The organism is Rhodopseudomonas infernalis (assembly GCF_022271405.1).
Lineage (GTDB): Bacteria > Pseudomonadota > Alphaproteobacteria > Rhizobiales > Xanthobacteraceae > Rhodopseudomonas > Rhodopseudomonas infernalis.
In genome coordinates, this window is record NZ_JAJNAL010000026.1 from 1 (window position 1) to 22,046 (window position 22,046).

General features: G+C 65.5%; 17 protein-coding genes. 3 read left to right on the plus strand and 14 right to left on the minus strand.

Going from position 1 to position 22,046, the window contains the following annotated elements:
• The first annotated feature begins 442 nt into the window (after positions 1–442).
• Positions 443–694: a hypothetical protein gene (locus LPW26_RS17020; RefSeq protein ID WP_238736670.1), complete on the plus strand. Its 252-nt coding sequence runs from the start codon at positions 443–445 to the stop codon at positions 692–694.
• Between the two features lie 96 nt (positions 695–790).
• Here the strand turns inward: LPW26_RS17020 and LPW26_RS17025 are convergent, their stop codons facing one another.
• From LPW26_RS17025 to LPW26_RS17035, 3 genes are all read right to left on the minus strand, one after another.
• Positions 791–1,132 (minus strand): hypothetical protein, encoded by a 342-nt coding sequence (locus LPW26_RS17025; RefSeq protein WP_238736671.1) that lies wholly within the window; start codon positions 1,130–1,132, stop codon positions 791–793.
• Between the two features lie 141 nt (positions 1,133–1,273).
• On the minus strand, positions 1,274–2,500 hold the full coding sequence (locus LPW26_RS17030; protein ID WP_238736672.1) for a DUF2778 domain-containing protein: 1,227 nt from the start codon (positions 2,498–2,500) through the stop codon (positions 1,274–1,276).
• Between the two features lie 205 nt (positions 2,501–2,705).
• Positions 2,706–2,927: a hypothetical protein gene (locus LPW26_RS17035; RefSeq protein WP_238736673.1), complete on the minus strand. Its 222-nt coding sequence runs from the start codon at positions 2,925–2,927 to the stop codon at positions 2,706–2,708.
• A gap of 185 nt (positions 2,928–3,112) precedes the next feature.
• Here LPW26_RS17035 and cowN point away from each other — a divergent pair, with 185 nt between their 5' ends.
• Positions 3,113–3,391 (plus strand): N(2)-fixation sustaining protein CowN, encoded by a 279-nt coding sequence (cowN, locus tag LPW26_RS17040; protein ID WP_238736674.1) that lies wholly within the window; start codon positions 3,113–3,115, stop codon positions 3,389–3,391.
• A gap of 9 nt (positions 3,392–3,400) precedes the next feature.
• Here the strand turns inward: cowN and LPW26_RS17045 are convergent, their stop codons facing one another.
• The 6 genes from LPW26_RS17045 to LPW26_RS17070 form a co-directional block, all read right to left on the minus strand.
• The gene (locus LPW26_RS17045) at positions 3,401–5,110 is read right to left on the minus strand and encodes an IlvD/Edd family dehydratase (protein WP_238736675.1); all 1,710 of its coding nucleotides are present in this window, start codon (positions 5,108–5,110) and stop codon (positions 3,401–3,403) included.
• A 140-nt stretch (positions 5,111–5,250) separates the two neighbouring features.
• Positions 5,251–6,681 (minus strand): aldehyde dehydrogenase family protein, encoded by a 1,431-nt coding sequence (locus LPW26_RS17050; RefSeq protein WP_238736676.1) that lies wholly within the window; start codon positions 6,679–6,681, stop codon positions 5,251–5,253.
• Positions 6,682–6,927: 246 nt separating this feature from the next.
• Positions 6,928–8,718 (minus strand): putative bifunctional diguanylate cyclase/phosphodiesterase, encoded by a 1,791-nt coding sequence (locus LPW26_RS17055; RefSeq protein WP_238736677.1) that lies wholly within the window; start codon positions 8,716–8,718, stop codon positions 6,928–6,930.
• Positions 8,719–9,301: 583 nt separating this feature from the next.
• Complete coding sequence (locus LPW26_RS17060) at positions 9,302–10,252, minus strand: DMT family transporter (RefSeq protein ID WP_238736678.1); 951 nt, start codon at positions 10,250–10,252, stop codon at positions 9,302–9,304.
• Positions 10,253–10,405: 153 nt separating this feature from the next.
• Positions 10,406–11,251, minus strand: coding sequence for an aldo/keto reductase (locus LPW26_RS17065; RefSeq protein ID WP_238736679.1), 846 nt, complete (start codon positions 11,249–11,251; stop codon positions 10,406–10,408).
• A gap of 14 nt (positions 11,252–11,265) precedes the next feature.
• Positions 11,266–12,174, minus strand: a complete 909-nt coding sequence (locus tag LPW26_RS17070) for an intradiol ring-cleavage dioxygenase (protein ID WP_238736680.1) — start codon at positions 12,172–12,174, stop codon at positions 11,266–11,268.
• Positions 12,175–12,433: 259 nt separating this feature from the next.
• Between LPW26_RS17070 and LPW26_RS17075 the strand changes: the two genes are divergently transcribed.
• On the plus strand, positions 12,434–13,699 hold the full coding sequence (locus LPW26_RS17075) for a serine hydrolase domain-containing protein (protein ID WP_238736681.1): 1,266 nt from the start codon (positions 12,434–12,436) through the stop codon (positions 13,697–13,699).
• Between the two features lie 173 nt (positions 13,700–13,872).
• On the opposite strand, the gene LPW26_RS17080 is transcribed toward LPW26_RS17075, so the two are convergent.
• From LPW26_RS17080 to LPW26_RS17100, 5 genes are all read right to left on the minus strand, one after another.
• Positions 13,873–15,414 carry a class I adenylate-forming enzyme family protein gene (locus LPW26_RS17080; RefSeq protein WP_238736682.1) on the minus strand — a complete coding sequence of 514 codons (1,542 nt, stop codon included), beginning with the start codon at positions 15,412–15,414 and terminating at the stop codon, positions 13,873–13,875.
• 194 nt (positions 15,415–15,608) lie between these two features.
• Positions 15,609–16,388: an enoyl-CoA hydratase/isomerase family protein gene (locus LPW26_RS17085; protein WP_238736683.1), complete on the minus strand. Its 780-nt coding sequence runs from the start codon at positions 16,386–16,388 to the stop codon at positions 15,609–15,611.
• Positions 16,389–16,509: 121 nt separating this feature from the next.
• The gene (locus LPW26_RS17090) at positions 16,510–18,477 is read right to left on the minus strand and encodes an acetyl-CoA carboxylase biotin carboxylase subunit (protein ID WP_238736684.1); all 1,968 of its coding nucleotides are present in this window, start codon (positions 18,475–18,477) and stop codon (positions 16,510–16,512) included.
• An 11-nt stretch (positions 18,478–18,488) separates the two neighbouring features.
• Positions 18,489–20,111 (minus strand): acyl-CoA carboxylase subunit beta, encoded by a 1,623-nt coding sequence (locus tag LPW26_RS17095; protein WP_238736685.1) that lies wholly within the window; start codon positions 20,109–20,111, stop codon positions 18,489–18,491.
• 167 nt (positions 20,112–20,278) lie between these two features.
• Entirely contained in the window at positions 20,279–21,883 is a 1,605-nt protein-coding gene (locus LPW26_RS17100; RefSeq protein ID WP_238736686.1) for an AMP-binding protein, read from the minus strand.
• Positions 21,884–22,046: the final 163 nt, after the last annotated feature.

The following is a 22,046-nucleotide window of genomic DNA, read 5'->3' on the forward strand; positions in this document are numbered from 1 at the left end:
CCGCCGTCATGCGCGGGGCTTGACCCGCCTGCGGGGCCAGAGCCCCTTCGGCGCGGCGACGGCCCGCGCATCCATCGCGCGCGGAGCGCGCTGAACGAAGCCTTTGCGAAGAGGATAAATTGCCGAAGCCCGGCAATGACGGGGGTTGTTCTGCAGACGCTCCGCCTCACGCGCAAACGTCATCGCGCCACTCACGCCGTCATCGCCGGCATGCGCGGGAATGACGGCGGCGGTTGCGGCACAGACTCGCCCTACTCTCGCACGTCATCGACAGCGCCGAGCAACCACGACCACACCCGTCCGCAAGCGCACCAACTAAATCAATGCGCGAGTGGATTGCCGCTTTCCCGCCATGGTTCCTTCACCAGCAATTCATTCCTCGGCGACCAAGGTCGACAAGGTCTTTCGACCATGATCAGCGACAGTTCGAGGAGAAACGCTTGTGAAGAAGATTGCATTGGGAATGGCCGCCGCCGTGGTACTCGGTCTCGGCGCATTCAGCGGCGCGGCGTCGGCGGCGCCCGCGGCATCGGCGACAACAAGCGTGGCTCAGCCGATGACCGACTTTTCGGCGCAGCGGCGCATGCATCGCCATCACGGGATGCACCGCCGTCCGCACTGCACCGTGCGCAAGGTCGTGACCCGCGGTCCGTACGGCAAGCGGATTGTCCGCACCTCGCGCGTCTGCCGCTAACTATCTAACCTGACATCGGAGCGGGTCCATCGCGGGTCCGCTCCGCCTTTCTGATCGCGGCTCCGCTCCGCATTCCTGATGGCCGCAGCGAACTGATCACCAACGTTCGAAGCTGCGGCGGCCCCAGCCATCGTCGTCGTCCCCGGCCCGCGCGGCCGGCTGCTGCTGCTGTGGCGCCCCCTGGCGCCGCACCGTCCGCAGCGACCGCTCCTGCGGCGGATTGAAGACGACGTAGCACGCCGGGCTCAGCCGCGGTCCCGCATCGCGCAGACAGCTTTCGATCCGCTCCGAATCCGGGATGAACTGCCCGCACAGCCGCAGCGCGTCGGGCGTACAAGCTTCGCGCTGCGCTTCGGTGCCGCGCTGCTGAGCCAACGCAGCGCCGCTGCCGAGCAGCGTGGTGCAGGCGATGATGCCGACGAGAGTGCGTGAGGCCATGGCCGATCCTCCAAATGAGAATCACCAATCGCCGGGGTCCGGAAATGGTTCCGGACCGGCCTGTCTGAAGTCGTAAAGAGGGTTAGCTCGCGCGCACCGCAGCGTCGGTCCACGCAACTCGCGACGCATCCGATGGCCGCGTCAGGTCATGCTGGCGACGACCACGAGGCGCTTGACCTCGCCGCGTTTGAACGCCTGCAGGAACGCGTTGTAGTCCTTGAACGACACGCAGCCATTGGAGTCGCCGCGCGGCCCAAGCATGTAGCTATGGGCAAGCAGGCCGGTGCGGCCGTGGATCATATCCTCGCCGCCGACCGGGGTCAGACGGATCGCAGCGACACCGTGGAACAGCGCCTCGCGCATCTTCATATCGTAGATGTGCGGCGGGGTCGCACCGTGCATCCGGACGTTGACGTGACGCGGATCGTCCATCTTCGGGCCGAGCCCCGAATGCGCCTCGAGCTTGGTGCCGTCCGGCATGTACACGGTCTTGGCGGTGATATCGTAGACCGCGGTGTAGCGATCATCATCGGACGGCGTGAAGGCGGGATCGCGCGGCTCACCGCTGGAGGTGACGCCGGCTTCGGCGGAGGCGTAGGCCAGCGCCGGGGCGTCGGGCTTGCCGAACAGCTTGTCGAAGAAGCTCGACTTGCTCTCCGACCGCTGCGCCATCAACACCGCCTTGGCGCGGGCGACCAGGGCTTCCTGGCTGAACGGATTGCGGGTCGGTCCGGGGGACGCGCGCCCCGCGGAGGCACGCTCCGATGGCGTCGCCGCCGCCATCGCCAGCTTGACCGGCGGCGGCGCCGGGACCAGCCCGACAGCGCGTTTGCCGGCTTCGGGCTTGATGGCTTCGGCAATCGCCGCTTCGGCATTCGCGGGGGCCGCGGAATTATTCTGCGTCGGCTTGAACCTGTCCGGCTCGAAGCCGAACGAATAATTGGCATCGAGCAGCGCATAATAGCGATGACCCGATTTGCTCTGCGGCGGCGCAGCGTTGGCGGCCTGCACGCTGGAAGTGACCGAGATGTCGCCCGGATCGGCAGACGCGACCTGAACGCCGGCGCCCTGCTTGGCTAACGCGTTCTTGTACGCCAGATGGGCCATCAGGCTCGGTGCGGCGGCCGCCGCGGCGGCCAGAGGCTCGAACCGTGACGCGAAATCCGACCGCGCGGCGCGGACGACGGGTTCGTCGCCCCATGCGCCCACGGAGGGATAGATGCTCGCGCCCACCGTGTTGGTGTACACGGCCCAGGCACAACCGATGACCGGCAGCGCGACGGCGATCGCGCCGAGCGATTTACGAAAACCCATAGAGCGGGCCCCACGATGGTTGGGCAGAGAACGCGCCCTCGAACCGACAGTCATACGCCAAGCACCCAGACATCCCCACAGACTCTGCGGCGCTTCGGAAAGATCTTACCGCACGCAGATGTGGCAGAACAGAGGAACGCGATTAAGGCGTGTTTTAGTTAAATGCAGCTTAAGCGCTGATGGAGCGAACCATGCGCCGCGGTGGTTAACGGCTCGTAAAAGCTTCGAACGCTGCAAGTCCTGTCGTAAAATCAAACGCTTAACCAGTGCCGATGGCCAATTGAGACCAGTCGAACAGCATCAGAACACCGTCCAACGCCTGTGAGAGCTCGTGCGGCCGGCAATCGGGCTGCCGACCCGAAGATGAAAATATTTTCAGCTTCGCCGCCGGTTCCACCCTCCCCCACCCGTAGCCAAGCTTGCGATACCAATCGATGCCGCGGCCCTCGGGCGTGCCTTCGAGCATCGGCCATGGCGACATCCGGCGCGCCGCCGATCCGGCCCGCGGTCGGCCGTTACGATCAGCGCGCCCCTCCGGCGCTTGTGAACATCGTCACCATCACGACGGAGATCGGATCGATCCGACAGCCATCCGCAGCAACGCTCCACCGTGGCGATGGCATGTCGCTTGCTTCGATGTCGCACTGTCGCCTTTTGGAGTTCGGAATGTCGGATTCGTTCGATCGTTATGTCAGCTTCAAGAACTGCAATTGGGAGGTTCGATCCGAACGCGTGATGGCGCGATTGCAGATCCATATCGACGCCGCGGAAAATCCGTTCTGGGCTTACTTCGCGCAGAAGCGCACCGAACTGCGCGACAAGCAGGGCCTCGACGATCTGCGCGTGCTGCACAACTATCTGCCGACCCTGCGCGAGCTGCTCGAAGACAACGGCGACCACGAAACGCTGGCGATGCTGGAAGAACTCGAAGCCACGCTGATGTAGCTGGCGCGCTCAGCGCTCGCGGCGCCCGGCCGCGGTGAGAAAGTCGAAGTCACAGCCCTCGTCCGCCTGCAGGATGGTGTCGTGGAAGAGCTGCGCGTAGCCGCGCGCCGGCCGCGGTGCGGTTGAGCCCGGCAACGCCGCGCGGCGCCGGGCGAGTTCGCCCTCCTCCACCAGCAGATCGATCCGGCGCGCCGCGACATCGAGCGTGATGCGGTCGCCGGTTTCGACCAGCGCCAGCGGCCCGCCATCGGCGCTCTCCGGGGTGATATGCAGCACGATGGTGCCGAACGCGGTGCCGCTCATCCGCGCGTCGGAGATCCGCACCATGTCCTTGACGCCGGCGCGCGCCAGCTTCAGCGGGATCGGCAGATAGCCCGCCTCCGGCATCCCCGGCGCACCCTTGGGTCCGGCATTGCGCAACACCAGCACGTCGTCGGCGGCAACGTCGAGATCGGGCGCGTCGATCCGCAGCGTCATATCCTCGACCGAGTCGAACACCACGGCACGGCCGGTGTGCTGCATCAACTGCGGCGACGCGGCGGAATGTTTGATCACCGCGCCGCGCGGCGCGAGATTGCCGGTGAGATACGCGATGCCGCCTTCGCGGCGGATCGGATTATCGCGCGAGCGGATCACGTCCTGCCCCGGCACGTGCTCGGCCTTCGCGACCACGTCGCGCAGCGTCGCGCCGGTGATCGTCGCTGCATCGAGATCGATCAGCTCGCCGAGCTGCGCCATCAGCTTCGGCACACCGCCGGCGTGGTGAAAGTGTTCCATGTAGTGCGCGCCGGACGGCTTGAGATCGACCAGCACCGGCACCTCGCGGCCGATACTGTCGAACACATCGGGATCGATGGCGTGCGGGACGCGGCCGGCGATCGCGGTGAGATGGATCAGCCCGTTGGTGGAGCCGCCGATCGCCTGCAGCACCACCTGCGCGTTGCGAAACGCCGCGGGCGTGAGTAGTTCGCTCGGCTTCGGCCCCTTAGCCTTGGCCATCGCGGCAGCGACGCGGCCGCTCTCCTCGGCCGAGCGGAACCGTTCGGCGTGCGGCGCCGGGATCGTCGCGCTCATCGGCAGCGACAGGCCCATCGCTTCGGTGATACACGCCATCGTCGAGGCGGTGCCCATCACCATGCAGGTGCCCACCGACGGCGCGAGGCGGCCGTTGACCGCCTCGATCTCCGCATCGTCGATCTCGCCGGCGCGATACTTCGCCCACAGCCGCCGACAGTCGGTGCAGGCCCCTAAGACTTCGCCCTTGTGATGGCCGACCACCATCGGCCCGACCGGGATCACCACGGTCGGCAGATCGGCCGACACCGCCGCCATGATCTGCGCCGGCAGCGTCTTGTCGCAACCGCCGATCACCACCACCGCATCCATCGGCTGCGCCCGGATCATCTCCTCGGTGTCCATCGCCATCAGGTTGCGCAAGTACATCGAGGTCGGATGCGCAAAGCTCTCGGCGATCGAGATGGTCGGAAACACCATCGGCATCGCGCCGGCCAGCATCACGCCGCGCTTCACCGCGTCGATGATCTGCGGCACGTTGCCGTGGCACGGATTGTAGTCGCTGTGGGTGTTGGTGATGCCGACGATCGGACGCTCCAACGCGTCGTCCGAATAGCCCATCGCCTTGATGAAGGCCTTGCGCAGGAACAGCGAGAAGCCTGCGTCACCGTAAGACGTCAGTCCCTTGCGCAGGCCGTCGGCCATTGTTCGTTCCTCCCCGGCTCGCAGCAATTGTATCGTCGCAACTCTAGCGGACCTTTCGCCTGCGAACGCAAGCTTCGGCAAACAAAACGCCGGGACGGCGAACCATCCCGGCGTGGATTACATCGCGATTGGCGTCGCGATCAGGCGGCGTTGAAGCCGGCGATCGCCTTGACCTCGAGATACTCCTCGAGGCCGAACTTGCCCCACTCGCGGCCATTGCCGGACTGCTTGTAGCCGCCGAACGGCGCGGTGCGTTCGTTCGGCACGCCCTGCAGATTGACGTTGCCGGCGCGGATCTGCCGGCCGACCTTGCGGGCACGCTCGACCGAACCGGCCGAGACGTAGCCGGCCAGACCATACGGCGTGTCGTTGGCGAGCTTGACCGCCTCGTCCTCGTCCTTGGCCCCCATGATCACCAGCACCGGCCCGAAGATTTCTTCACGCGCGATGGTCATGTTCTCGGTGACGTCGGCGAACACGGTCGGACGGACATAGAAGCCCTTGTTGACGCCTTCCGGCAGGCCGGGGCCGCCGGCGACCAGGGTCGCGCCTTCCTCAATGCCCTTGTTGATCAGCGCCTGGATCTTGTCCCACTGGCCGCGATTGACCACCGGACCGATCGTGGTGCCATCGCCACGCGGATCGCCGGCCTTGGTCTTCTCGGCGACGCCCTTGGCGATCGCCGCGACCTCCTGCATCTTCGACAGCGGCACGATCATCCGGCTCGGCGCGTTGCACGACTGGCCGGAGTTGTTGAACATGTGCATTACGCCGCCGGTCACCGCCTTGGTCATATCGGCGTCTTCCAGGATGACGTTCGGCGACTTGCCGCCGAGCTCCTGGCTGACGCGCTTCACCGTCGGCGCCGCGCGCTTGGCGACATCGACGCCGGCGCGGGTCGAGCCGGTGAACGAGATCATGTCGATGTCCGGATGCTCGCTCATCGCGGCGCCGACCTCCGGGCCGAGGCCGTTGACGAGGTTGAACACGCCCTTCGGAACGCCGGCTTCATGCAGGATCTCGGCAAAAATCAAAGCCGAGGTCGGGGTGAACTCCGACGGCTTGAGGATCATGGTGCAGCCGGCGGCGAGCGCGGGGGCGACCTTGCAGGCGATCTGGTTGAGCGGCCAGTTCCACGGCGTGATCATGCCGACGACACCGATCGGCTCGCGCACGATCACCGCCGAGCCCATCGGCTCCTCGAAGTGATAGTTCTTCAACACGTCGAGCGTCGACATGATGTGGCCGAGGCCGGCACCGGCCTGCATCTTCTCCGCCATCGGCAGCGGCGCGCCCATCTCGTCGGAGACCGCGGCGCCGATGTCCTTCATGCGGCCCTTGTAGATCGTGATGATCTTTTCGAGCAGCGCGATGCGCTCTTCGCGGCTGGTCTGGGAGAAGGTCTCGAACGCCCGCTTGGCGGCGGCAACGGCCTTGTCGACGTCGGCCTTGGAGCCGAGTGCAACTTCGTACATCGCCTCTTCGGTGGCCGGGTTGACCACCGGCGTCGATTTGGGGGCGACGGGATCGACCCAGGCGCCGTCGATGTAGAATTGCATGCGGTTGACCATCGTGAACCTCTTCTTCTGATTTTGATTGCGGTGGTGGGCAGGAGTGGGTGCGGACGGCGATGCCGCCGGCGAGCACCCTCCCCCGGGACAACGCGATGAGTTCGGAGCCCGCCATGTGCGGGGACCGGCATATAAAAACACTGGCGCCGGTCGAGCAAGGCCGCACGGCACAATTGCGCGTGTGCGATCTCGCAGCTGACGAAATTCAAGAGGCGGCCTCGAGAAACATTGCAGTGCAGCAAAACCTCAGCCGACCTTAGCCAGCAGTTGCGGAGCGCACGAGGCCCCGGTGATCTGCCGATACAGCCCAATCGGGCACGGCTTGCCAATCAGGTAGCCCTGCACTTCCTCGCACCCTGCCCCAGCCAGAAACGCGAGCTGGCTTTCCGTCTCGACGCCCTCGGCGATGACCGGCAGGTTCAGCCGATGCGCAAGATCGATGATCGCCTCGATAATTGCGGCGGAATCCGGATTGTTCTCGAGCTTGCGGGTGAACACCTGGTCGATCTTGATCTTGTCGAACGGAAACGACTGCAAGTAGGACAATGACGAATAGCCCGCGCCGAAATCATCCATCGCCACGCGGACGCCAAGCTTCTTGATCCGCCGCAGGATGGCGATCGCGCCGGCGAAGTCGTCGATCAGCACGCCCTCGGTGATCTCAACCTCGAGCCGCTTTGCATCGAGCCCCGTTTCCATCAGCACCTGCAGGATCAGCGCCGGCACATCGAGCCGCCGGAAATCGAGCGGCGACAGATTGACGGCGATCGCCAGGGGATTGGACCAGGACGCGGCCTCGACGCAGGCGGTGCGCAGCACCCACTCGTCAATCGCGCCGATCAGTCCGGTCTCCTCCGCCAATGGAATAAAAGTCGCAGGCGGTACCATCCCACGAACTGGATGCCGCCAGCGGAGCAAGGCTTCGAAACCGACGATCACACCGTCTGCTGTGGCCTGCGGCTGGTAGTGCAGTTCGAACTCGCCGTTCGGCAGCGCCTCCGCAAGCTCACGCTGCAACGCTCGCCTCTCGCGGATCTGCAGATCCATCGCCGGCTCGAACAGGCAGACAGTGCCGCGCCGCTCGGTCTTGGCGCGATACAGCGCGACGTCGGCATGGGCGATCAGCGTATCGGCATTATCGCCGTCGTGCGGATAGATGCTGACGCCGGCAGTCGAGCCGACGCGGATCGCGTGCCCGTCGACCTCGAGCTCGAGATCGCAGAGCTGAGCGACCTTTGCGCAGATCTCCTCGACGACATCGGCGACCGGAACCGGCGTCGTCACGATCGAAAATTCGTCACCACCCGGCCGCGCGAGAAAACCCCAATGGCACGTCTCGTTGAGCCGCTCCGCCATTCTGGCGAGGACCGCGTCGCCGACCGATTGGCCGAATACGTCGTTGATCTCCTTGAACCGATCGATCCCCAGCCGAATCACCGCGAAGCTCGCGTGCTGATCGCGCGCGATGGCCAGAGTGTGAACGATGCGTTGATTGAAAGCGGCCCGGTTCGGCAGTCCGGTGGCGATATCGTGCAGCGTGAGATAGGCGAAACGCTGCTCGGCCATCTTGTAGTCGGTGACGTCGGCATGCTTGGCGATCCAGCCGCCGTTCGGCAGTGGCCGAAACTCGATCCGGATGTGACGTCCGTCGCGGAGTTCGAGAGTCACCTCCGATGGTTCCCCGCTCGCACTCGCGGCTTTGATTTCGGAGAGTTGCCCGAAGTCGGCCAGCAGATTGCCGCCGCGCCGCAGAACTTTGATCAGTCCGGCCAGGCTCCTGCCCGCCAGCGGCTGGCTTGGCGCCACCGCATAGATGTTGAGAAAAGCCTCGTTCCATGAGTCCAGCCGTCCCTCCGGGCTGAACAAGCAGAAGCCGGCCTTATCCTCCTGGACGACGGCATCGAGCACCATGACGCGTTCGGCCAAGGCGCTGCGGAAGTTCTGCGTTCCTTGCGCACCGGACCAGACCGCCATCGCGACCGACACGGTCATGCCGAGGATCGTCACGGTGATGATCGCCAGCGCAATGTCGCGCATGAGAATTTCAGCAGGCGATGCCAAGAGTAGCGCAACCGCCAGCGTGTTGACGACGACGCAGACCGCCGCGACACAGCTGGCGATTATCCAACCCCGCCGCACCCGGCCCGAACTGATGTAAGTGAAGCGCCACGCGCCCACCGCCGCCATGCCTCCGAGCAGGCACAATGCGAGCCCCAGAGTGACGAACCCTGTGTGCTGGTTATCCCATTCAGAGAAGACTTGAAACATGTACGGCCCAGACAGGGAGAGACGCCGCACTATTTCATCGCGGTTTTGCCTAATGCTTAAAGTTCAGATCGAAACGCATCTGCACTATTACGAGTAGTCAGGCTCGGGTTCGCAGGTTCATCGATAATGCAATCAACCAACGATTCACCATGCGGTTGCGGTGAAGATCAAATAGCCATTTTCCGACGCCGCACCGGAGCGCCGCCAGCCAGGCTCTCCGCCGCATCGATGATCGCGTTGGTATCGAAGCCGGTGTGAGTTCCGTCATTGCGAGGAGGCGAAGCCGACGCAGCAATCCAGCGTAGCGCACGGCTCCCCTGGAATGCTTCGCTGCGCTTGCAATGACGTGCGCTCAGGGACTCGGATACGGCTCCGCCGGCACCGGCGGCTGCTTGCGTCGGAGCCGCTCGCGGTGGGCGGTGTAGAGGCCGCTGGCGATGATCACCGCGGCGCCGACGAAGGTCCAGACATCCGGAATCTCGCCGAACATGCCGAAGCCGAGGAACGTCACCCAGATGAGCTGGCTGTAGGTGAACGGCGCCAGCACCGAGGCGTCGGCATAGCGATAGGCCAGCACCACGATCCACTGCCCCATGGTCGAGGCCAAGCCGACCAGGACGCCGACCATGATGCCGTCCCAGCTCGGCGTGACCCACACGAACGGCACCATGGCGCTCAGCGCGATGAAGCCGACCAGCGCCGAGAACGTCATGGTGACGACGGCGCGGTCGGCGCCACTGATCATCCGCGTCAGCGTCAGCGTCACAGCCCAGCTCAGCGCCGACAGGATTGGAAAGATCACCGCCGGATTGAATGTCGCCGATCCGGGGCGGATCACGATCAGCACGCCGATCAGACCGACCACGCTGGCGGCCCAGCGGCGGATTCCGATGCTCTCGCCGAGCAGCACGATCGACAGCCCGGTGACGAACAGCGGCGCGATGAACGAGGTCGCCGATGCTTCCGCGATCGGCAGGAACTGCAGGCCGCTGATGAACAGCACCGACGAGGCGACCAGCGCTAGCGCGCGCAACACCTGCAGCTTCGGCCGCGCCGAGCGCAGCGGCGAGCCCGACGACAACATCGCCACCGGCGTCATGATCATCAGGAACACCAGAAACCGGATCCAGCCGATCTCGATCGGCGGCAGAGTGCGGCCGAGATACTTCGCCAGCGTGTCCGAGCAGGCAAGAAACACGGTCGAGAGCACGATCAGCGCGATGCCGCGGAGCGGCTGATCGGCATGGCGATGCGTCAGGCGGCGGCCCCCATCGGGCGCGTTGGGCGAGGTGGTGGTGGTCACGTATCCGGCAATGCAATGAAACGAGATCGGAATGGGTGAGCCGCAAGCGGGCTGGCTTTCAACTCACAAACCGACAAAACGATGTCCGCAGCCGCTGCACAAGGCCGGAAAGCGGGATTGCGCTATGCGCCCGCTCCCCCGCCGGTGCGGCCGTCACAGCATCGGCAGGCTGGCCGGTTCCGGCCCGAGCGGGAAAGCCTGGTCGATCGCCGCGAGATCATCGGCGCTGAGGCGGAGCGCGCCAGCCACGGCATTTTCCGCCGCATGGGCGGGATCGGCCGCCTTTGGGATCGCGAACACCGAAGGCCGGCGCGTCAGAAACGCCAACGCGACCTGCCGCGGCGTCGCGTCGTGGCGGTCGGCGATGGCTTGCAGCACCCGCCCCTCCGCGCTGCGCGGCGCGGGAAATTCGTCGTGACCGAAGGGCGAGTAAGCGGTGACGGCGACGCCGTGCGCCTCACACCACGGGATCACCGCATGCTCGATCGCGCGTTCGCGCAGATGATACAGCACCTGATTGCAGACGATCTTGCCGGGCCCCGCGACCTTGAGCAGTTCCCGCAGATCGCCCGCGTCGAAATTGCTGACGCCCCACGACAGGATCTTGCCGGCAGCAACCAGTTGCTCGAACGCCGCTACCGTATCGGCCAGCCGATATTGCCCGCGCCAGTGCAGTAGGTAGCAATCCAGCCGGTCGGTCTTGAGCCGCTGCAGCGAGCGGTCGCAGGCCGCGATCGTGCCGCTGCGCGAGGCATTGCTCGGCAGCACTTTGGACACCAGGTACACGTCATCACGCCGCCCGGCGATCGCCTCGCCGACCAGCGGCTCGGCGTCGCCGTACATCTCGGCGGTGTCGATATGGGTCATGCCGAGATCGAGGCCACGGCGCAGCGCTGCGATCGCGCCGGCGCGGTCGCCGCGGTCGATGTACCAGGTGCCCTGGCCGATCGGCCCGATCTGCGCTCCAGCCGGGCCGAATGCCCGCATGTCCCCGCTCACGCTGAACTCCGTCATTATCCCGCCGCCGCAGCCATCATCGGCCGCGGCGCGGCACCCCTGCCCGGCTTCAGCCGGAATTCGTAAGTCATCAGATGCCACGGCCCTGGGGCATCGCGGCCGTCGGGCATCACCGCGTCGTTGCGCAGCTCGACGCTCGAGATCAAATCGTCCTTGACGCCGAACACGACGTCGCTCTCGAGATACTTGTCGCCCTCGATGAACACGTGGGTGATAAGCGGCTCGAAGCCCGGCGCGTTCACCAGGAAATGCACATGCGCCGGTCGCATCGGATGGCGATGCGCGGCCAGAACCAGTTCGCCGACCGGGCCGTCGATCGGGATCGGATAGCTGCACGGCAAGATGGTTCGGAACGCGAATCGGCCCTCGGCGTCGGTGACGAACTGCGCGCGCAACGATGGGCCCGCTTCGGCATAGGACGGCTTCTGCGAATCATAGAAACCGTCATCATCGGCGTGCCAGACATCCACCGGCACGCCGGCGAGCGGCTGGCCGCCGAGATCGACCACGTGGCACTGGACGTACATCCGCTCGCCTTCGACGCCTTCGGAGATATCCGTGCCGTTCGGCATCGGCTTGTGCTCGCCGACGTAAAACGGTCCGAGCACCGTGGTCTGGGTGGCGCCGTCCCGTTCGCGGTGATTCACCGCATCGACCAACATCGAGACGCCGAGCACGTCCGACAGCAGGATGAACTCCTGCCGGCTCGGCGAACATTTCTGGCCGGTTCGGGTCAGGAAATCGATCGCCTTCTGCCACTCCTCGAAGGTCAGCCCGGTGCGGCGAACGTAGTCGTGAAGCGAGCGGACCAGTTCACGCATCAAGTGCTTCAAGCGCGGATCAGGCGTCTCGTCGAAGCTTGCGACGACCGCCTCGGTCAGCTCGGTCTCATCGAATTGCGGCATCTTCCATTCCCGGTTGGCAACGGCCGGACGCTACACCAAGCGTTCCTGTGTGATAAGCGCGTCACTTGCAGATCGGCCTGCGCGGAGGCTCATTGCCGCCAATGCCGCTCGTGTGCTCAAAATCGCACAGATTCCCGGTGCGGCCATCGCCCAAGATAGAACGTTCGCGGGATTTCCTTTATCCAGAGTTGTGGAACCGGTGGACGACACCAACCGCCGATCCGCGCCAGCCCACGCCTGTGTCCACGGAGTGCCTCTTATGCCGGTCCAAGCCTCGCCCTCACGCACAGCCTCCTTGGGTTCGGCGGCCAGCGCCGCCGGCTTCTCGGAAACCGCGCTGCTCCGGATCGACGATCATCTGCAGCGGGTCTATCTCGACCCCGGAAAACTGGCCGGCACGCAGACGCTGATCTATCGCCGCGGCCAGATCGCGTATCGCTCCTCGCTCGGCCATGCCGATCGCGAGCGCAGCGTCCCGATCAAAGACGACACCATCTTCCGCATCTACTCGATGACCAAGCCGATCACCTCGGTGGCGCTGATGATGCTGTTCGAGGAAGGGCGCGTCCAGCTCGACGATCCGGTGGCGAAGTACATTCCGGAGTGGGCCGGGCTCGGGGTGTTTCAGGCCGGCCTCGCGCCGCTGTTCCTGACCAAGCCGCCGGCGCGCCTGATGCAGGTCGTCGACCTGCTGCGGCATACGTCGGGCCTGACCTACGGCTTCCAGAATCGCACCAATGTCGACGCCGCCTATCGCGACAAGGGCATCGGCGCCTTCGAAAAGGCCGGCACGCTCGAATCCTGGATCGCCGACCTTGCGCGGATCCCGCTCGAGTTCTCGCCCGGCGACGCCTGGAACTACTCGGTGTCGACCGACGTGGTCGGCTACATCGTCCAGAAGATCAGCGGCATGCCGTTCGAGCAATTCGTCAAGCAGCGCATCCTCGATCCACTCGGCATGGTCGACACCGACTTCCACGTCCCGCCGGCCAAAGCGCATCGCCTCGCCGCCTGCTACTCGGCCGACGGCAAGGGCGGCATGCAGCTGTCGGACGATCCGGCGAATTCGAGCTTCCTGGCTCCGCCCGATCTGATCTCCGGCGGCGGCGGCCTGGTCTCGACCACCGACGACTACCTCACCTTCTGCCGCGCGCTGCTGAACGGCGGCGAACTCAACGGCGTCCGTCTGCTCGGGCCGAAGACGCTGAAGCTGATGACCACCAATCACCTGCCCGGCAATCGCGATCTCACCGAGATGTCGCGCTCGATGTTCAGCGAAGCCACCAACGCCGGCATCGGCTTCGGCCTCGGCTTCGCGGTGAACATGAACCCGGCGCAGACCCTGCTGCCGGGCAGCGTCGGCGAATATTACTGGGGCGGCGCGGCCTCGACCGCATTCTGGATCGACCCGGCCGAAGACCTGATCACCATCTTCATGACCCAGCTGCTCCCCTCCAGCGCCTACCCGATCCGACGCGAACTCCGCACGCTGGTGTACAGCGCGATCACGGAGAGCAATGTGTAGCAGCAAGCTCAGTCCTCTCGTTCGTCATTCCGGGGCGCTCGCGCAGCGAGCGAACCCGGAATCCCGAAGAGCTCTGCGACTCTGTCATTTCCACAACATCGGGATTCCGGGTTCGCGCCAAGAGGCGCGCCCCGGAATAACAAAGGAAAGGCACAGCAAGGTCTGATACCTTCTCAGATCTTCCGGTCCCGTCCCTGCCAGAACGGATCGCGCACCGCGCGGCGGAGCAGCTTGCCGACCGGGCTCTTCGGCACATCGTCGATGAAACGCACCTGTTTCGGCACCTTGTAGCTCGCCACCCGCTCGCGCGCGAAGGCGATCAGTTCGGCCTCCTCGGCGCTGGAGTGCTTGCGCAGGGCCACGAAGGCCGCAACGCTCTCGCCCCATTTGTCGTCCGGCAGACCGACCACCACAACCTCGCGCACAGCCGGATGCGCGGCGAGCGCGTCCTCGACCTCGCGCGGATAGACATTGTAGCCGCCTGTGACGATCATGTCCGAGGTGCGGTCGACCAGGTACAGATAGCCGTCCTCATCAAACCGCCCGACGTCGCGGGTCCGGAGCCAGCCGCCCGGCAGAAACATCTGGGCGTTGAGCTCGGGCGCGTTGTAGTAGCCCTTCATGGCGAACGGCGTGCGCAGCGCGATCTCGCCCGCTTCGCCCGGCGCAACTTCGTCGCCTTCCTCGTTGACGAGCTTGATCTCGCAGTCGATCGATGGCCGGCCGCAGGACGCGAGCCGCTGCTCGGCCTTGGGCCCGACGTGATCCTGCTGCGTCAAATTAGTGATGAAGATCGGCGCTTCGGACTGGCCGTAATATTGCGCGAAGCGCGGCCCCCACAGCTTCAACGCGCGCAGCATCACCGGCCGCGGCATCGGCGAAGCGCCGTAGATGATGCTCTTCACCGACGAGAAATCCGCCTGCTCGATTCCAGGATGATCGAGCAGCATCCCGATCATCGTCGGCACCAGATTGAGCGCGGCCGGCTTCCAGCGCTCGACCGCGTCGAGATAGCTCGCCGGCGTGAAGCCGGGCAGCACCGCGGCAACGCCGCCGCGAAGCCAATACGGCACGATGAAGCAGCCGGAGGCGTGGATCATCGAGGCGGCGTGCAGCATCACGTCGCCCTCGCCGACCTCCATGTTGATCAGCACGTTGGTGGCCACCGCGCCCCAGCTCGCCTGGGTGTGCTCGACCGCCTTGAGCTTGCCGGTGGTACCGGAGGTGAAGATGGTGATGACGACGTCATCGGGCTCCGGCTTGCGCGACGGCAATGCGTCGGACCCTGCCTGCGCGAGTTGCAGCAGATCATTCGGATCGGCAACGTTGCCGATGCTGATCAGCTTCAGGCCCTGCATCGTCTTGGCGAGTTCGTGGGCCCGATCCGTCAGATCCGTACCGTGGATCAGCGTATCGACGCCCGCGCCCTCCAGCATCTGCTGCTGCTCGACGAGTGACAGCCGCGAATTCAGCGGCACGCGGGATAGTCGCGATTTCACGAAGCCGAAATCGAGCGGCAGCGTATAGATCGAATTGTTCAGCAGCAGACCGACCCGCCGCCCGACGTCGAGCTTCAGCGTGTCGATCAGCACGTTGGCGATGCGATTGGACAGAAGGTCGACCTCGGTGAAGGTCATCGTCTGGTCGCCGAACATCACCGCCGTCTTCGGCCCGTGATAGATCGCCCCACGCCGGATCATCTCGGATGCCAACATCGCCGTTCTCCCTTTCGTCTTCCGACCGCCACTTGAACGACGTGGCCGTTATGCGACAATCTCTCCACGAGCCATTCCGGGGCGCGCGCAGCGCGAACCCGGAATCCCGATGTTCAGGGCACGGCCGAGATTCCGGGTTCGTCCGCCTGCGGCGGACGCCCCGGAATGACTCATGGAGAGCGTGTGCCCCTAAGTCACTTCCCCGGCCACACCGGCTTGCGTTTTTCGGCGAAGGCCTTGAGGCCTTCTTTGGCGTCTTCGGTCATCGCCAGCAGCGCGATCTGACTTTCGGTGTAGGCGATGCTCTCGTCGAACGACATCGACGCGATAGCACGCATTGCGTATTTGCCGCGGCGGATCGCGGTCGGCGACTTGTCGGTGAGACGCTTCACCAGCCATTCGACCTTGGCGTCGAGTTCGGCGCCCGGCACCACGTAGTTGAGCAAGCCGGCGTCACGTGCCGCCGCCGCATCGAACGGCTCGCCGGTCAGCGCCCATTCGGCAATCAGCCGGCGCGGCGCGATGTCCTGCAGCAGGCTCATCACCTGCATCGGGAATACGCCGACCTTCACTTCCGGCAGGCCGAACTGCACACTGTCGGCCGCGACCGCCATGTCGGTCATGCACAACAGGCCCATGCCGCCGGCCATGCAGGTGCCGTTGACGCGCGCGATCGACGGCTTGGTGGCATTCTGCGCGAGCCGCAGCAGGTCGGCGTAGTCGACGTTCGGCTTGGAGAAATCGAACGCGAATGCCGCGCCGGTCGATTGCAGGTCGGCGCCGGCGCAGAACGCCTTGTCGCCGGCCCCGGTCAGCACGATCACGCGCACAGATGGATCGTCGTGCGCCTGCTTCCAGCCGCTTGTGATGCCCTCGACCACGCCGGCGTTGATGGCATTGCGCTTGTCGGGGCGGTTGATGGTGATCCACAGCGCCTGATCGCGCTGTTCGATGATCACGGCGTCGTTGGTCATTTCAATCGTCCTCCCTCTCCGTTATTGCGAGCGCAGCGAAGCAATCCAGTTCCGCGCACTCAGCTGGATTGCTTCGTCGCTTCGCTCCTCGCAATGACGGGATAGTCAGTGCTTCTCACCTCTACGCCACCGCTTCGATCTGCGCGACGATGCGGCCGGTGGTGACTTGTTCGCCTTCGGCGACGTCGATCGTCACGATGCCCGAGGTCGGTGCGAGATGCACGTGTTCCATCTTCATCGCCTCCAGCGTCAGAACCGGCTGGCCGGCCTCGACGCGGTCCCCGGCTTTCGCCAGCAGAGCGACGACGCGGCCGTTGAGCGCCGCGCGCAGCTTGCCGTCGCCGCCCCCCGCCGCGGCGCGCTGCGGCGCCGCCCGGGTCAGATCGACAATGGTGTTGGCAACGCCGAGTCGTTGCACGAACAACCGGTCGCTGGAGCGGTGATAGACCGCCGACTCGCTGAAATCCTCAGCCTGGAAGCGGATGCTCTCTTTGCTCAGCGCCTCGATCGTGAAGCTGACGCGACGGCCGTCGTGGACCGTAAGGTAGCGCCCGTCCCGCTCGCGCATCACCTCGCAGCTCTGCGCTGCGCCATCGAGTTCGAGCCGCAGCAAGGTCGGAAACGCAGCGGCCAGCGAGCGACCCGCGCGGTGCTGATAGGCGTGCGGATCCGTGACGTAGAGCAGCAGCGCGGCGACAGCGGCGGCGGGCACCGCGTCCTCCGGCAACGCACGCGTCAGCGCCTCGCGGTTCTGCGCGATGAACGCCGTGGTCGCCTCACCGCGTGCGAACACGTCGTGGCGCAGACACGCTGCCAGGAAGCCGCGGTTGGTAGCGACGCCGAACGCCACCGTATTGTCGAGGCCGTGCACCAGCTTGCGCCGCGCCTCCTCACGGCTGGCGCCGACCGCGATAATCTTAGCGATCATCGAATCGTAGTAGGGCGAGATCTCAGACCCGGATTGCAGCGCGTGCTCGACGCGTAGTTCGCCCGGCATCCGCCACACCGCCATCCGGCCGGATTGCGGCATGAAGTCCTTGTCGGCGTCTTCCGAGCACAGCCGCACTTCGATGGCGTGGCCCTTGAAGGTCACGTCGTCCTGGCGCAGCGGCAGCGGCTCGCCGGCGGCGATGCGCAGCTGCAGTTCGACCAGATCGAGCCCGGTGATCGCTTCTGTCACCGGATGCTCGACCTGCAGCCGGGTGTTCATTTCCATGAAGTAGAACTGGCCCTGCGCGTCGAGCAGGAACTCCAGCGTCCCGGCGCCCTCGTAGCCGATCGCCTTGACGGCGTTGACCGCGACCACGCCCATCTGCTCGCGCAGCGCTTCGGAAACAGCCGGCGACGGCGCCTCCTCGATCAGCTTCTGGTGCCGGCGCTGCACCGAGCAGTCGCGCTCGCCGAGATGGATCGCGTGACCATAGCGATCGCCGAACACCTGGATCTCGATGTGGCGCGGATCGACGATCGCGCGCTCGAGGATCACGGTCGGATCGCCGAACGCGCTCTGCGCTTCGGACCGCGCGCTGCGCAGCGCATCCGGAAGTGCGGCAGCGTCCTTCACCAGCCGCATGCCGCGACCGCCGCCGCCGGCGACCGCCTTGATCATCACCGGGAAGCCGATCTTGCCGGCTTCCGCGATCATCGCGGGATCGGTTTGATCCGCGCCCTGATAACCGGGCACGCAAGGCACGCCGGCCTTCAGCATGATCTCCTTGGCCCCGGCCTTGTTGCCCATCGAGGCAATCGACTCCGCCGACGGCCCGATGAAGACCAGCCTGGCATCTCGGCACGCCGCAGCGAAATCCTCATTCTCGGCCAGGAAGCCGTAGCCGGGATGCACCGCATCGGCGCCGGCAATCTTCGCGGCTTCGATCAGCGCCGGAATGTTGAGATAGGACTCGGACGGCTGCGCGCCGCCGATCGCCACCGCCTCGTCGGCTTCGCGCACATGCGCCGAATCCGCGTCTGCGGTCGAATACACGGCGACGACGCCGTAGCCCATGCGGCGCGCGGTGCGCATCACGCGCAGCGCGATCTCGCCACGGTTGGCGATCAGGATCTTGGTGAACGGCGTTGCTTTCGACATCTGCGTCATCATCATGCCCGCGACACCGCGAACTGCATCTGCTGCGGGGTGCGCGCCTCGCTCTCACGGCAGACCGCCAGCACTTCGGCGAGCACCGCGCGGGTGTCGCGCGGATCGATCACGCCGTCGTCGAGCATCCGCGCCGAGGTCGCGAACACGTCCATCTGCCCATTGAACACCGCGGTGATACCCGCCTTCATCTGGTCGAGCTTCTCGCGATCGACCGGCACGCCCTTTCGAGCCGCACCCGCCTCGGCGACGATCGCCATGGTCTCCGCCGCCTGCTCGCCGCCCATCACCGCGGTCTTGGCGTTCGGCCAGGAGAAGCAGAATCGCGGATGGAAACCGCGGCCGCACATGCCGTAGTTGCCGGCGCCGAACGATGCGCCGCAGTAGATCGTAATCTGCGGCACCGACGCCGACGTCACCGCCTGGATCATCTTCGAGCCGTGCTTGATCATGCCGGCTTCCTCGTAGGCCTTGCCGACGATGTAGCCGGTGGTGTTGTTGAGATACAGGATCGGCGTGCGCGACTGGCAGCACGCCTGAATGAAGTGGGTCGCCTTGTTGGCGCCCGCCGGATCGAGCGGACCGTTGTTGGTGATGATGCCGATCGGCTGTCCGACGATCTTGGCGTGGCCGACCACCGTGGCCGGCCCATAATTCGGCGACATCTCGGTGAAATCGGAATCGTCGACGATCCGCGCGATCACCTGCCGCATGTCGACCGGGCGCTTGTGGTCGGTCGGCATGATGCCGAGCAGTTCTTCGGCGGCGTAGAGCGGCGGATGATAGTCCGCGGGGTCAGGCCCTGGCCCGGAACGGTCCCAGGGCAGATCGGCCATGATGTCGCGCGCGATCCGCAGCGCGTCACGGTCGTCCTCGGCAAGATAATCGCCGAGCCCCGAAACCGAGGTGTGCATCTCGGCGCCGCCGAGTTCTTCCTCGGTGGCGATCTCGCCGGTCGCGGCCTTCAGCAGCGGCGGGCCGGCCAGGAACGCGCGCGTCCGGCCGCGCACCATCACGATGTAATCCGACAAACCGGTCTGATACGCGCCGCCCGCCGTCGATGAACCGTGCGTAACTGTGACGACCGGCAGCCCGGCCGCGGACAGCAGCGCGAGATTGCGAAAGATGTTTCCGCCGCGGACGAAATCCTCGACGCGGTAGCGCAGCAGATTGGCGCCGGCGCTCTCGACCAGTTGCACGAACGGCAGCTTGTTCTCCAGCGCCAGTTCCTGAATGCGCAGCGTCTTGTCGAGACCATAGGGCTGCAGCGCGCCGGCGTCGATGCCGGAATCGTTGGCGCTGATCATGCAGCGGATGCCGGCGACGTAGCCGATGCCGCCGATCACGCCGCCGCCCGGCGTGCTCTTGTCGGCATTGGTCGTGTCGAACATGTAGCCGGCCAGCGTCGACAGTTCGAGGAACGGCGCTCCCGGATCGAGCACCAGCGCCACCCGCTCGCGCGGCAGTAACTGCCCGCGCTTGTGGAAGCGCTCGGCGGACGCCGCCGACGCCGTGCGCGCCCGCGCCTCCAGCATCCGCATCCGCTCGATCAGCGCCAGCATGCCGTCGCGATTGGCCCTGAAGCCTTCGCTCCCCGGCGCGACGGTGGATTCGATCACTGCCATTCGGTGTTCCTTGTGGTTCCGGGACACATTAGAGCGCCCGAAATCTCGCCTCTGGTTCGTCATTCCGGGGCGCGACCGCAGGTCGCGAACCCGGAATCTCGAAGTGCTCTGAACGTCGGGATTCCGGGTTCACGCCGCGGTGCGGCGTGACCCGGAATGACAGTGCCTCACCCCGTCTGCGCCATCGTGAAATAGTCCGCATGCTGGTTGCGTAGTTCGACCTTGCGCAGTTTGCCGGTGGCGGTCATCGGCATCTCATCGACGATCTGCACCAGCTTCGGCACCTGGAATCCGCCGAGCGTCTTACGACAATGCTCGATGATCTCCGCCTCGGTCGCGGCCGCGCCCGGCTTGAGCTTGACGAAGCCGGACACCGCCTCGCCCCATTGCGGATGCGGCAGGCCGACCACCGCGGCGTTCATCACCGCAGGATGCGCCAGCAGCGTCTCCTCGATCTTCACGGAGGCGACGTTCTCGCCGCCGGACTTGATCACGTCCTTCTTGCGGTCGAGAAACAGCACCTCGCCGTGTTCGTCGATCAGCGCCAGATCGCCGGTGTGATGCCAGCCGAATTTTCGCGCGGCCTCGGTGGCGTCCGGATCCTTGTAGTAGCCGAGCATCACGTTGGGGCCGCGGTGCACGATCTCGCCCACCTCGCCGACCGGCAGCAGATTGCCGGCGTCGTCCATGATCGCGGTCTCGTTGACCATGGTGGACTCGCCCCAATAATTGCCGAAGCGCGCCAGTTGGCGGTCCGGCTGTGACATCGTCGTCGCCGGATACATCTCGGTCTGGCCCGACGGCTGCACGAAGGTCGGGCATAGTTCGGCGATCGCGCGCTCCAGCAGCGGCCGCGGCATCGGCGCCATGGTGGTGATGCAGCAGCGCAGCGTCGACAGGTCGAACTCGCCGCGCCGCGGATGGTCGAGGATCACCTGATACATCAGCGGCAGGCCGATGAACACGGTGAGCCGGTCGCGCTGGATCGCCTCCATGCAAGCCACGGGGTCGAAGCCGCGCATCAGCGCCATCTTGCCGCCGACCGCGAGATAGGACAGCAGCACCACATGGGCGGCGCAATGGAACAGCGGAAACTGCCCGCTGATGCCGTCATTTCGCGTGAGCTGCATCTCGATCGCGTTGCTCATCACCGCCATCACCACCGCGAGATGACAGTGCATCGCGCCCTTCGGCCGCGACGTGGTGCCGGAGGTGTAGATGATCATCGCGAGGTCGCGATCGTCGAATGCGATTTCCGGCTCGATCTCGGACTGTCCCTCGACCAGCTGGCCGAAGCTCTGCAGCCCCGCTTCCGCCGCCTTGCCGGTGAGATCGACCGCGATCAGCGCGATGCCGCGCTGCTCGAGCGCGGCGCGGCGCTCGGGCTGGCCGTGCAGATTGTCGTCGATCAGCGCGAACTTCACCTCGGCATGATCGAGGATGTAGCTCATGTCGGCCGGGCCGAGCATGGTGTTGATCGGCACCCAGACAAGGCCGGCGCGGTGAATGCCGAACAGCGCTTTGACGAACTCGACCGAGTTGTTGCAGATCGTCGAGATCTTGTCGCCGGGCTTCAGGCCGCGGGCGACCAGATAGTTGGCGAAGCGGTTGGCGTCGCGTTCGAGCTCCTTGTAGCTGACCTGACGCGCCCCGTCGGTCAATGCGACGCGGTCGGCAAAACGGATCGCCGATTTGCGCAGGATGTCGCCGATCGCCACCCGGCCGATCCGGCCCGGTCCCGGCACGCCGCCGGTCGCTTCGAGATTGGTCATGACACTCCCTCGGATGTGAGGCAGCTCTTGCGGCTGCTTGGTTGGTGATGCTTTCGTTTTGTCGTTCCGGGGCGCGCGTAGCGCGAACCCGGAACCTCAGACGAGCAGAACATCTCGGGATTCCGGGTTCACGCCGCTCCGCGGCGCGCCCCGGAATGACGCG

Coding starts and splice junctions, on each gene's coding strand:
- LPW26_RS17035 (WP_238736673.1), bottom strand. CDS start 2,927: ATGTCGCCATGGCCGATGCTCGAAGGCACGCCCGAGGGCCGCGGCATC.
- LPW26_RS17090 (WP_238736684.1), bottom strand. CDS start 18,477: ATGTCGAAAGCAACGCCGTTCACCAAGATCCTGATCGCCAACCGTGGC.
- LPW26_RS17050 (WP_238736676.1), bottom strand. CDS start 6,681: ATGGTCAACCGCATGCAATTCTACATCGACGGCGCCTGGGTCGATCCC.
- LPW26_RS17075 (WP_238736681.1), top strand. CDS start 12,434: ATGCCGGTCCAAGCCTCGCCCTCACGCACAGCCTCCTTGGGTTCGGCG.
- LPW26_RS17055 (WP_238736677.1), bottom strand. CDS start 8,718: ATGCGCGACATTGCGCTGGCGATCATCACCGTGACGATCCTCGGCATG.
- LPW26_RS17085 (WP_238736683.1), bottom strand. CDS start 16,388: ATGACCAACGACGCCGTGATCATCGAACAGCGCGATCAGGCGCTGTGG.
- LPW26_RS17080 (WP_238736682.1), bottom strand. CDS start 15,414: ATGTTGGCATCCGAGATGATCCGGCGTGGGGCGATCTATCACGGGCCG.
- LPW26_RS17095 (WP_238736685.1), bottom strand. CDS start 20,111: ATGGCAGTGATCGAATCCACCGTCGCGCCGGGGAGCGAAGGCTTCAGG.
- cowN (WP_238736674.1), top strand. CDS start 3,113: ATGTCGGATTCGTTCGATCGTTATGTCAGCTTCAAGAACTGCAATTGG.
- LPW26_RS17045 (WP_238736675.1), bottom strand. CDS start 5,110: ATGGCCGACGGCCTGCGCAAGGGACTGACGTCTTACGGTGACGCAGGC.
- LPW26_RS17100 (WP_238736686.1), bottom strand. CDS start 21,883: ATGACCAATCTCGAAGCGACCGGCGGCGTGCCGGGACCGGGCCGGATC.
- LPW26_RS17025 (WP_238736671.1), bottom strand. CDS start 1,132: ATGGCCTCACGCACTCTCGTCGGCATCATCGCCTGCACCACGCTGCTC.
- LPW26_RS17070 (WP_238736680.1), bottom strand. CDS start 12,174: ATGCCGCAATTCGATGAGACCGAGCTGACCGAGGCGGTCGTCGCAAGC.
- LPW26_RS17030 (WP_238736672.1), bottom strand. CDS start 2,500: ATGACTGTCGGTTCGAGGGCGCGTTCTCTGCCCAACCATCGTGGGGCC.